This is a genomic window from Kitasatospora sp. NPDC093550 (genome assembly GCF_044764985.1).
Taxonomy (GTDB): domain Bacteria; phylum Actinomycetota; class Actinomycetes; order Streptomycetales; family Streptomycetaceae; genus Kitasatospora.
Window position 1 is genome coordinate 1 of sequence record NZ_JBIWJF010000063.1, and the last position, 10744, is coordinate 10744.

General features: G+C 73.1%; 11 protein-coding genes. 5 read left to right on the forward strand and 6 right to left on the reverse strand.

Annotated features, from left to right (window positions below; translation table 11 throughout):
- Window positions 1-163 precede the first annotated feature (163 nt).
- Both ACIRD3_RS40140 and ACIRD3_RS40145 read right to left on the reverse strand, forming a co-directional pair.
- Window positions 164-739, reverse strand: coding sequence for a TerD family protein (locus ACIRD3_RS40140; RefSeq protein ID WP_402227043.1), 576 nt, complete (start codon window positions 737-739; stop codon window positions 164-166).
- 148 nt (window positions 740-887) lie between these two features.
- Entirely contained in the window at window positions 888-1385 is a 498-nt protein-coding gene (locus tag ACIRD3_RS40145; RefSeq protein ID WP_402227045.1) for a hypothetical protein, read from the reverse strand.
- A gap of 119 nt (window positions 1386-1504) precedes the next feature.
- On the opposite strand from ACIRD3_RS40145, the gene arfB reads away from it, so the two are divergent.
- The gene (arfB, locus tag ACIRD3_RS40150) at window positions 1505-1939 is read left to right on the forward strand and encodes an alternative ribosome rescue aminoacyl-tRNA hydrolase ArfB (protein ID WP_402227047.1); all 435 of its coding nucleotides are present in this window, start codon (window positions 1505-1507) and stop codon (window positions 1937-1939) included.
- Window position 1940: 1 nt separating this feature from the next.
- Here arfB and ACIRD3_RS40155 read toward each other — a convergent pair whose 3' ends face one another.
- Window positions 1941-2468, reverse strand: coding sequence for a flavin reductase family protein (locus tag ACIRD3_RS40155; RefSeq protein WP_402227050.1), 528 nt, complete (start codon window positions 2466-2468; stop codon window positions 1941-1943).
- Between the two features lie 370 nt (window positions 2469-2838).
- Here ACIRD3_RS40155 and ACIRD3_RS40160 point away from each other — a divergent pair, with 370 nt between their 5' ends.
- Together ACIRD3_RS40160 and ACIRD3_RS40165 are read left to right on the forward strand one after the other, a co-directional pair.
- Entirely contained in the window at window positions 2839-4629 is a 1791-nt protein-coding gene (locus ACIRD3_RS40160; RefSeq protein ID WP_402227053.1) for a diguanylate cyclase domain-containing protein, read from the forward strand.
- A 189-nt stretch (window positions 4630-4818) separates the two neighbouring features.
- Window positions 4819-5817 carry a hypothetical protein gene (locus tag ACIRD3_RS40165; RefSeq protein WP_402227056.1) on the forward strand — a complete coding sequence of 333 codons (999 nt, stop codon included), beginning with the start codon at window positions 4819-4821 and terminating at the stop codon, window positions 5815-5817.
- A 140-nt stretch (window positions 5818-5957) separates the two neighbouring features.
- Here ACIRD3_RS40165 and nagA read toward each other — a convergent pair whose 3' ends face one another.
- Both nagA and ACIRD3_RS40175 read right to left on the reverse strand, forming a co-directional pair.
- Window positions 5958-7142 carry an N-acetylglucosamine-6-phosphate deacetylase gene (nagA, locus tag ACIRD3_RS40170; RefSeq protein ID WP_402227058.1) on the reverse strand — a complete coding sequence of 395 codons (1185 nt, stop codon included), beginning with the start codon at window positions 7140-7142 and terminating at the stop codon, window positions 5958-5960.
- On the reverse strand, window positions 7139-8086 hold the full coding sequence (locus tag ACIRD3_RS40175; RefSeq protein WP_402227060.1) for an ROK family protein: 948 nt from the start codon (window positions 8084-8086) through the stop codon (window positions 7139-7141). The genes nagA and ACIRD3_RS40175 overlap by 4 nt, the downstream gene beginning before the upstream one ends.
- 309 nt (window positions 8087-8395) lie before the next feature.
- On the opposite strand from ACIRD3_RS40175, the gene ACIRD3_RS40180 reads away from it, so the two are divergent.
- Window positions 8396-9679: an extracellular solute-binding protein gene (locus tag ACIRD3_RS40180; protein ID WP_402227062.1), complete on the forward strand. Its 1284-nt coding sequence runs from the start codon at window positions 8396-8398 to the stop codon at window positions 9677-9679.
- Between the two features lie 137 nt (window positions 9680-9816).
- Here the strand turns inward: ACIRD3_RS40180 and ACIRD3_RS40185 are convergent, their stop codons facing one another.
- Window positions 9817-10176: a cupin domain-containing protein gene (locus ACIRD3_RS40185; RefSeq protein ID WP_402227063.1), complete on the reverse strand. Its 360-nt coding sequence runs from the start codon at window positions 10174-10176 to the stop codon at window positions 9817-9819.
- A gap of 183 nt (window positions 10177-10359) precedes the next feature.
- On the opposite strand from ACIRD3_RS40185, the gene ACIRD3_RS40190 reads away from it, so the two are divergent.
- Window positions 10360-10587, forward strand: coding sequence for a DUF3263 domain-containing protein (locus ACIRD3_RS40190; RefSeq protein ID WP_402227064.1), 228 nt, complete (start codon window positions 10360-10362; stop codon window positions 10585-10587).
- Window positions 10588-10744: the final 157 nt, after the last annotated feature.

A 10744-nucleotide genomic window follows, 5' to 3' on the forward strand; every position in this document is an offset into this window, starting at 1 on the left:
GGGGGGGCCCGGCCCCGGGGGGCCGCCCCCGGCGGTCTCCCGGCCGGGGGCGGGGGGGGCGCGGGGGGGCGGGGGCCCCCCCCCGGGGGGGGGGGGCCCGGCGGGCCGCCCCGGCCCCCCCCGCCGCGGCGTCGTCAGGGGCGCCGGACGGCGCCGGGCGGCGTCAGATCTGGACGCCGAAGTCCTGGGCGATGCCCGCCAGGCCGGAGGCGTAGCCCTGGCCGACGGCGCGGAACTTCCACTCGGCGCCGTTGCGGTAGAGCTCGCCGAAGATCATCGCGGTCTCGGTGGCGGCGTCCTCGGAGAGGTCGTAGCGGGCGATCTCGGAGCCGCCGGCGGCGTTCACCACGCGGATGTAGGCGTTGCGGACCTGGCCGAAGTTCTGGCCGCGGGCGACGCCGTCGTAGATGGTGACCGGGAAGGTGATCTTGACGGCCTCGGCCGGCAGGCCGGCCAGGTTGATCTTGATCGACTCGTCGTCGCCCGCGCCCTCGCCGGTGCGGTTGTCACCGGTGTGCACGACGGTGCCGTCCGGCGTGCTGGTGTTGTTGAAGAAGACGAAGTGGGCGTTGGACAGCACCTTGCCGTCCGCGTTCAGGACGATCGCGCTGGCGTCGAGGTCGAATTCGGCGCCGGTCGTGGTGCGGACGTCCCAGCCCAGGCCGACGGTGACCGCGGACAGGCCGGGGGCCTCCTTGGTCAGCGAGACGTTGCCACCCTTGGAGAGGCTCACTGGCATGGCGATTGCAGTCCCTTCGTTCGCTTCGTGCGCTTTTCCCCGGGACAACGCCATACTCGGGCAGCTTGGTTCCGCAGGGTCCGTGAATTCTTCGCGGGCGCGAATGCCGGGGCAAAGCCCGGGCAAAGGCGATGGTCGCGGGGGTGGGTCAGATCCGGCGGAACCGGCCCTGCAGCGTCCAGACGTTCGGGTTGTCGGCCAGGTCGGGGTGCATGTCGAACAGGTCGGCGAGGGTGTCCTGGAGGAAGTCCCGGGCCTCGCGCCGCAGGTCGCCGTGGCGGACCACGGCCGGCGGCTCGTCCGGCAGCCAGGTCGCGGTGATCTCGACCCAGTTGAAGCGGCGGGCGAAGCGCAGCAGCTCGGTGTTCTGGGTGAAGTCGAGGTCGGCGGTCTGCACCCGGGCGGCCCGGCCGCCGTCCGGATCGCGGTCCAGCTGCTCGGCGATGTCGCACAGCGCCCAGGCGAAGTCGAGCACCGGCACCCAGCCCCAGGCGGTGGACAGCTCCGACTCGTCGGCGTCCAGGTAGACGTCGCCGCAGAACAGGTCGTACCGCAGGGCGTGCACGGACGCGGTGCGGTAGTCCGTCTGCGGGGGGTCGGGGAAGCGGTTGGAGAGGGAGTAGCCGAGCTCGATCACGTACGCCATTGTCGGGGCTGGGGGCCCGCGGGCGTAATTGGGTGCGGGGGCGCGGGCGATCCGGCCCCGGCGGCGGGCGGGCGGAATATCCGCGTGACCGCGGGGGACGGGCGCGGGATGATGGGCGCATGCCCGAGCCCATCCGCGTACGGGGGTCGGCGGTCGTCCCCGACGCCGAGCTCGTCTGGCGCTTCTCGCGTTCCTCCGGCCCCGGTGGCCAGCACGTCAACACCTCCGACTCCAAGGTCGAGCTGCGCTTCGACCTGGCCTCCACCAAGGCGCTGCCCGAGGTGTGGCGCGGGCGTGCCCTGGAGCGGCTGGCCGGGCGGCTGGTGGACGGCCGGGTCCTGGTGGTCCAGGCCTCGGAGTACCGCTCGCAGTGGCGCAACCGGGAGGCGGCCGCGGCCAGGCTGTCGGCGCTGCTGACCGAGGCGTGCGCGCCGCCGCCGAAGTCCCGGCGGGCGACCAAGCCGAGCCGGGGGATGGTCGAGCGCCGGCTGTTCAACAAGAAGCACCGCTCCGAGGTGAAGCAGGGCCGCCGGGCGCCGCGGGGCGGGGAGTAGCTCAGCCCAGGGCGCGGTAGCCGCCGCGGAAGTACAGCAGCGGACGGCCGCCCGGGTCGGGCACCGTGGCCTCCAGGACGCGGCCGAGCAGCAGGGTGTGGTCGCCCGCGGGTATCCGCTGTTCGGTGCGGCACTCGACGGTGGCCAGGGCGCCCTCGATCAGCGGGGCGCCGGTGCGCGGGCCGCGGTGGTGCGGGGTGTCGGCGAACAGCAGCCGGTCGCTGAGCCGGCCCTTCATGGCGAAGCGGGAGCCGATCGTCTTCTGCTCCTCGGTGAGCACCGAGACCGCCCAGGTGTCGGCCCGGGAGAGCACCTCGTCCATCCGCGAGTCCTCGCGCACCGAGATCAGCACGAGCGGCGGCTCCAGCGACACCGAGAGGAAGGACGTGGCGGTCATGCCGACGTCCTCGCCGTCCTCGGGGTCCTGGACGGTCACCAGGCTGACGCCGGCGGCGAGCTGGGAGAGTGCTGCCCGGAACTCGTCGGGCGTGGCGTGGGGGGCAGCTTCGGGCTGCGGGGACGGGTACACGTACCGCACGGTAGTCGTCACCCGCGGGAAACGGCATCGGGCCTTGGTCGTAGGACCGGCGGTGTGCCCGGGGGTTGCGCCCGGTGACCGGACTCACTCCCGGGGGTGAAACGTACGGACCGGCGGACGCAGTCGGCTTCAGCCGGTGACCGTGGCGGTCGACCAGGGGAAATGTTCCGATAGCGCTTTATGTCCCGCTATGGGGCGGATGAACTGATTAAGGGTGCATTAGTTCTGTGTGATTTAAGTCACAAGTGGCTGCCTATTGCTGACCGAGCGTGCCGAACGCTGTGCTCCCTGTGATTCAGTTCTTCTGGCAATCGGACGATAACCAATCAAGAACTATCCGAAGCAGCCGGGGAGCCCCCGCATGGAAGCCGAGTCGGAGCCGTACGTCCGTCTCGCGACCCTCCGCACCTTGCACCGGGTCGTGGCGGACCTCAACGCTGCCCGCAGCCTCGCCGGGACGCTGCAGGCCGTCGTCGAGGGCGCGGTGCACGGGCTCGGATTCGACGCCGCGGCGGTGAGCCTGGTCCGTCCGGACGGCGACCTCGTGGTGGCGGCCGTCTGGGAGCTGGAGGAGAGCCCCATGGGAGGCCCCTCCGTGCTGCTCGGCCAGGTCGGATCCCGGGAGTCCTGGGACCGGCTGCTCGGCGTCAGCGACCACTGGGGCACCCTGCGCTTCCTGCCGTACGACCGCGGTTGGGCCGTGGCCAGCGACATCCCGCGCTGGATCGGGGACAGCCCGCTGCCCGTGTACGCCAACGACTGGCACCCCGCCGACGGACTGCTCGCCCCGATGTACAGCGCCGGCGGCGACCTGCTCGGGGTGCTCTCGGTGGACCGCCCGCGCAGCGGCAAACGGCCCGGGGCCTGGACCCGCGAGGCGCTGGAGATGTTCTCCCTGCAGGCCTCGATCGCGATCGGCAACGCCAGACTGCGGGCCGAGATGCAGCGCGCGCTGGCCCGCCTGGAGAAGGAGCAGCAGGCGCTGCGGGCCAGCGAGGAGAGCTTCCGCCAGGCCTTCGAGTACGCGCCCAGCGGGATGGCCATCACCGAACTCCACGGCGCCGGGCGCGGCCAGCTGACCCGGGTCAACGACGCGCTCTGCCGACTGCTCGGCCGCCCCCGCGCGGTGCTGCGCCAGCAGAGCTTCGCCGACCTCGTCCACCCCGAGGACCGCGCCCTGCTGGAGCGCACCAGCGCCGAGAGCGGCCGGGCGGAGCTGCGGCTCTCCCGCCGCGACGGCGGCTACCAGTGGGTCTGCCTGCGGAACTCGATCGTGGCGGACGCGGCCGAGGGACCCAGCTTCCTGCTCACCCACGTCGAGGACATCGAGGACCGCAAGCGGCACGAGTTCCAGCTCGCCCACCGGGCCAGCCACGACGCCCTCACCGGCCTGCCGAACGGCGCCGAACTGAAGGCCCGGCTGGCCCGTCGGCTCTGCGCCCAGCCGCAGCCGGTCGGCGCCGCCGCCGGTCCGGCCGAGGCGGGCTACCCGCCGCCGTACGGCTACCCGGCCGACTCCTACAGCGCGCACGCGGCCCACGACGGGCTGGAGGGCGCGGACCCGTACGCCGCGGCGGTGCACGGCTACGGGCTGCCCGAGGGCGGCCCGCCGCCCGGTCTCGGGCCGGGCTTCGGGGAGCACGTGCACGCGGTGGTCCCGGCCGACCACGGACCCGGCGGCGACGCCTGGTCCGCGCCGTTCCGCTCCGCGGGCGCGGCCGCGCCGGACAAGGGGCTCGCGGTGCTCTTCTGCGACCTGGACGGCTTCAAGTCGATCAACGACCGGTTCGGCCACAACGCGGGCGACGCGGTGCTGGTCGAGGTCGCCCGGCGGCTCAGCCAGGCCGTCCGGGACGGCGACACGGTGGCCCGGCTCGGCGGTGACGAGTTCGTGGTGCTCGCCGACGGCATCGGCCGCGAGGAGGCCAAGGACCTCGCCCACCGGCTGCGCAACGCGATCATCCCGCCGATGCGGATCGACGGCCGCGCCATGCGGGTCGGGGTGAGCCTCGGGATCGGCTGGGCCGGCTGCGGGATGAGCATCGAGGAGGTGCTGCACACCGCGGACGAGCGGATGTACGACGAGAAGCGCGCCCGGGGCGGCGCGGTGCGCGGCGCGCGCGGGGAGCGCTCACACCGGCGCGCGGGCTGAGAACGGACGCGGACGCGCGACGCCGCGCCCCCGCCCGCGCGGGCGCGGGCCGACCCGGGTTACCCGCGAGTTGTCAAGGGTTCTTTTCCGGCTGTCCGGTGCGACAGGTAGGGTGCCCGGGACGACAGCGTCCATGATCTGCGCCGCCCGCAGCCCGGCGGCGCGCACCGGATGGGGGAACAGACCACCGTGACGACCGCCGGCAGCAACGGAATGCCCGAGGGCCAGGGGGGCGGTGCCCCGCAGGACGACGACCCGTTCGGCTACCTCTACCGCCCGGCCGACGGCTCCACCGGGCAGCCGGCCGAGCCGCAGCAGGGGGTCCCCCGGACGTCGTACAACCGGCCGATGGAGGTCGGACGCGCCCAGTACGGGTACGGCTACCCGCAGCGGGCGCAGCAGCCGCAGCAGCCGTACGGCCAGCAGGGGGTGCCGCCCCAGGCGTACCCGGGCGGTCAGCAGGCCCCGTACGGCCAGCCCGGCGTGCCGCCGCAGCAGGAGTACGGCGCCGCGCCCACCCAGCAGACCCGCTACGCCGAGCACTCCCGGCCGCAGCCGGGGGAGGAGCCCCGTAGCAGCGGCCGGAGCAAGGGCGCGGTGATCGGTGCGGTCGCCGTGGTCGCGGCCATCGCGATCGGCGCCGGCATAGCGCTGTCCACGGGCGACCCGGACGGCGACAAGAACGCCAAGGGCGGTACCGCCACCACCGCCGCCCCCGCGCCCACCACCCCGGGGCCGACCGCCTCCACCGGGACCGCGGCCCCCTCGGCCAGCGCCACCGCGATCTCCGGCCCGTCGACCGTGGACGCCGGCCAGCTGCAGGGCCAGAACGCTCCCCTCGGCAACGGCATCAAGGGCGCCAAGTCGGCGGACGGCGGGTACCTGACCCTCCAGCCGGGCGGTTCGGTGACCTGGTCCGGGGAGATCGCCGCGGCCGGGACGTACAAGCTGACCGTGCACTACAACTACGGGGGCGCGGACCTCAAGGGCGCGGTCGCGGTGAACGGCAAGGACTGGCCGAGCGGGCTGACCTACAAGGTCTACGGGCCGCCGCCGAAGGACCCGGCGTCCTCCTGGTACAACACCTGGATACTGCCGCAGTTCCAGGCCGGGCCGAACTCGGTGACCTTCACGGTGCCCTCCGGTTCGGTCCTGATCGACCAGATCACCATCGAGCCGAGCAGCTGAGGCGCTCCTGACGCACCACGGCCGCCCTTCCCTTCTGGGGAGGGCGGCCGTCGTCGTGCGGGGGGTCGTCCGGCGGTGGGCCGGTGGGCCGGCGGGCGGGTGGGCCGGTGGGCGGGTGGGCCGGTGGGCCGGTGGGCCGGTCAGGCAGGCTTCACGGTGGTGAACTCCTCGCCGCCGAGGACCCAGCGGCCGCGGCGCATGACGGCGACCAGGTCGTAGGTGGTGGAGTCGAGGACGACGAGGTCGGCGAGCTTGCCGGGTTCGAGGGTGCCGAGGGAGTCGCCGAGGCCGAGGAGGCGGGCGGGGGTGGTGGAGAGGGATTCCACGGTCTGGTTCAGGGTCAGGCCGTTGACCGTCACCGAGCGCTTGAACGCCACGTCCAGGGTGAGGGTGGAGCCGGCGATCGCGCCGCCCTCGACCAGTCGCGCCACGCCCTCCTTGACCTCGACCTGGAGGGGGCCGAGGGGGTAGAGGCCGTCGCCCATGCCGGCGGCGCCCATCGCGTCGGTGATCAGGGCGACCCGGGAGGGGCCGGCGGTGCCGTAGGCGAGGTCGAGGACGGAGGGGTGCAGGTGCACGCCGTCGTTGATCAGCTCGACGGTGACGCGCTCGTCCTCCAGCAGGGCCACGATCGGGCCGGGGGCGCGGTGGGCGATGCCGGGCATGGCGTTGAACAGGTGGGTGGCGACGGTGGCTCCGGCGTCGATCGCCTCCAGGGTGGTGGCGTAGTCGGAGTCGGTGTGGCCGACGGCGGCGATCACGCCGAGGTCGGCGAGCATCCGCACCGAGTCGAGGCCGCCGGGCAGTTCGGGGGCGAGGGTGACCATCCTGGCGTGGCCGCGGGCGGCGTCGACGAGCTTGCGCACCAGGGCGGGGTCGGGGTCGCGCAGCAGGTCGGGGCGGTGGGCGCCGCAGCGGTTGTGGGAGATGAACGGGCCCTCGAAGTGGATGCCGGCCAGCACGCCGTCCTCGACGAGTTCGGAGAGGACGGCGGCCTGGCGGGCGAGGTCGTCGATCTCGCCGGTGACGGTGGAGGCGACGGTGGTGGTGGTGCCGTGTTCCAGGTGGGTGCGGGCGGCCAGCAGGGCCTCCTCGGCGATGCCGGAGGCGTAGGAGGCGCCGCCGCCGCCGTGGACGTGCAGGTCCACGAAGCCGGGGACGACGGTGTGGCCGGTGAGGTCGAGGTCACCGGGCTCGGCCGCCCCGCTCGCGACGGCCGCGATGCGGTCGCCCTCGACGGCCAGGCGGTCGCCCTCGACGACGCCGCCGGGCAGGACCAGGCGGGCTCCTGCCAGGGCAGTACGGTCACGGTCCGCGGCGGTCACGCGGTCACCTCCATCGAGAGCAGATCCCAGGCGAGCAGGCCCGCGCCCAGGGACGCGGCGGTGTCTTTGAGCATGGCCGGTACGACCTTCGGGGGCATCTGGAAGGTCAGACGCTCGGTCACCGCCGTGCGCAGCGGGGCGAAGAGCGTGTCGCCGGCCTCGGCCAGCCCGCCGCCGACGATCACCGTGGACGGGTCGAGCAGGCTCTGGGCGAGGATGATGCCGTCCGCCAGGGCGTCGACGGCCCGCTGCCAGACCGCGCGGGCGCGGTCGTCCCCGGCGTCCACCGCGGCGGCGCAGGATGCCGCGTCGGCGTCGGGGTCGCCGCCGGCCTCGGCCCAGGCGCGGGAGACGGCGGAGGCGGAGGCCAGCGTCTCCAGGCAGCCGCGGGCGCCGCAGCCGCACGGCGGGCCGCCCGGGCGGACCACGACGTGGCCGATCTCGCCGCCGTAGCCGTGCGCACCCGCCTCGATCCGGCCGCCGATGCCGATGGCGCCGGCGATGCCGGTGCCGAGGGCGATGAACAGGAAGCGGTCGACGCCCCGGCCGGCGCCGAGCCGGCCCTCGGCCAGGCCGCCCGAACGCACGTCGTGGCCGAGGGCCACCGGCATCGCGGTGCCCTCCGGGCCGGCCAGGCGCTCGCCGAGGAGCTTGCGCAGCGGGAGGTCCCGCCAGCCGAGGTTGGCGGAGAAGACCGCGACGCCGTTCTTCTCGTCGATCGTGCCCGGGACGGCGACGCCGGCCGCGAGCGGGGCGACGCCGAAGCGGCTGCGGCCCTCCTCCGCCAGGTCGGTGGCGAAGTCGAGGATGGCGGCGACGACGGCGTCGGTGCCGTGCTCCCGCCCGGTCGGTCGGCGTGCCTCGAACAGCACGGAGCCGTCCTGGGCGAGCAGCGCGGCCTTCATGCCGGTGCCGCCTACATCGAGTGCGATGACGTGCTTCACGGAGGACAGTTTCCCTTGGCGGGTTGAAGAGGTCTAGTCCAGTTGTCGGATTGGTCTGGTCCATGCGGGTGAGCTTGGTCGCAGCGGCGGGTGCGGGTCCGGCGCGCGGGCTGGGGTGGGGTGGGACTGGGGTGAGACTGGGGTGGTGGTGTTGCGCATCGTGCAACGACTCCGGGCACTTCGGTAACTACTGGGGCGGGGTGGGCCACTGGTGTGGACCACTGGTCGGCGGATTTGGCAGTGTGGCGCCTCTCCCCTGCCGGATTCCCTCGTTCCGGCGGCAGTTCTTCCCCTAAGGCGGTACCCGCGTTGAACAGGCGCGTCCACGTTCCCACCCGTGTGCTCGGCAGTGTGCTGGCCGGAGCACTGGCACTCACCGCCGTCGGCGCGTGCAGCGGGCAGGACGACGCGACCGTCACCCTCAAGCTGGTCGCCGCGGACTACGGGGAGAGCCAGGAGACCAGCTCCAAGCACTACTGGGACGGCGTCGCCACGGCCTTCGAGGCGGCCAACCCCGGGATCAAGGTCAGCGTCGAGGTCGACAGCTGGACCGAGATCGGCAAGAAGGTCGAGGACATGATCGCGGCCGGCAAGTCGCCGGACCTGCTGCAGAGCGGCGGCTTCGCGGACCAGGTCGCGGCGGACCGGCTGTACCCGGCGGCGGACGTGCTCTCGATGGACACCCAGGCGAACATGCTGGACACCTTCGCGCACGCCGGGCAGGTGCTGGGCAAGCAGTACGGGATCCCGTTCGTCTCCTCGTCGCGGGTGCTCTTCTACAACAAGGCGGTGTTCCGGCAGGCCGGGATCGCGCAGCCGCCCACCACGTGGAGCGAGCTCAAGCAGGACGCGGAGAAGATCAAGGCCAAGGTGCCGGGGGTGACCCCGTACGGGCTTCCGCTGGGGCCGGAGGAGGCGCCGGCCGAATCCATGCTGTGGACGCTGAGCGGCGGCGGGAGCATCTCCGACGACGTCGGCAACTACACCATCGACAGTCCCCAGAACCAGGCGACCTTCAGCTGGCTGAAGAACAACCTGGTGAGCCCCGGGCTGACGTACCCGGACCCGGGGAAGATGAACCGCACCCCGGTGTTCCAGGACTTCGCGGCCGGGAAGGTCGCGATGCTGAACGGGCACCCGACGCTGCTGCGGATGGCCACCGCCGGGAACATCGACTTCGGGACGGTACCGATCCCCAAGAAGGACGGCCTGGGGCGGACCGGGAGCCTCGGGGTCGCCGACTGGATGATGGCGTTCAAGAAGAACGGACACAAGAACGAGATCAAGAAGTTCCTGTCGTTCGTCTACAGCAGGGACAACCAGCTGAAGTTCGACGAGCAGTACAACCTGCTGCCGGTCACCCAGGACGCGTTCAACCAGATGTCGACGGACCCGAAGCACGCGGCCCTCAAGCAGTTCGCGGTCGGGCTCACCAACGCGAGCTTCTACCCGTTCGGGGACCCGGCCTGGGGGCAGGTCAGCAACCAGATCAAGGCGGGGATCGGGCAGGCGGTGACCACGGACCCGAAGCTGGTGCTCGGGGGGCTGCAGGACGCGGCGGTCAAGGAGGCGGCCCGGGTTCGGCAGCAGTAGCGGGTTGGCGACGGGGTTGGGTGGTCGTCGGGTTCGCTTTTTTGAGGCCCGGTCCGGGAGGGGAGTCCCTGGGCCGGGCCTCGGGTGTTCTCGGGGTCAGGGGGTGGGGAGGGTCAGGGGGCAGGCCCGGGGGCGGGTCAGGGGAGTGTGATGGCGTAGGCCTTGCGGAGGGTCTCGTGGATCGTCCAGGTGGTGCGGTCGCCCTCGCGGAGGACGGCACAGTCGCCGGGGCCCACCTCCAGGGTCGGGCCGTCCTCGATCTCGATGGTGGCGCGGCCGCCGAGCACCACGAACATCTCGTCGGCCTCGACGTCGGTGACCACGCCCGGGGTGATCTGCCAGATGCCGCGCAGCTGACGGCCGTCGGGGGACTCGGAGAGGACCTTGCCGGAGACCTCGGGGGTGCCGGAGACGATCTGGGACGGGTCGAGCGGGTCGGGGTCGAGGTCGGCGGTGGGGATGTGCAGGGCGAAGCCGGGGGTGGTGGGCGTGGTCATGGGGGTGACGTTAGTGGGGGTGGGGGCGTGGTGGGGTGAGCAGTGTGTGTCGGGGGCGGGCGGGAGAATGACAGTCCGTAGTGGTGGGCGGAGGGTGCGTTCAGCGGGGGGTTTGTTCAGTGGAGGGTGCGTTCAGCGGAGGGTGTGTTCAGCGGAGGGTGTGTTCAGGCGGAGGTGCGTGTGGTGGGTGAGCTGAGTGAGCGGGACCGGGCGGTGCTGGCGCTGGAGGGGCGGCAGTGGCGGACGGCGGGGGCGAAGGAACGGGCGATCCGGGAGGAGCTGGGGCTTTCCTCGACGCGGTACTACCAGCTGTTGAACGCCTTGTTGGATCGGGAGGAGGCGTTGGCGCATGCGCCGGTGTTGGTGAATCGGTTGCGGCGGGTGAGGGAGGGGCGGCGGGGGGCTCGGTGAGGTTCCGCTGGCGCGGGGCTGGTGGGGTGGTGGCTTTCGGGAGGGTGGGGGCGGGGGGGGGGGGGGGGGGGGGGGGGGGGGGGGGGGGGGGGGGGGGGGGGGGGTGGGTGTGGGGGGGGGGGGGGTTTGTGGGGGTGGGGTGGTGGGTTGGGAGGGG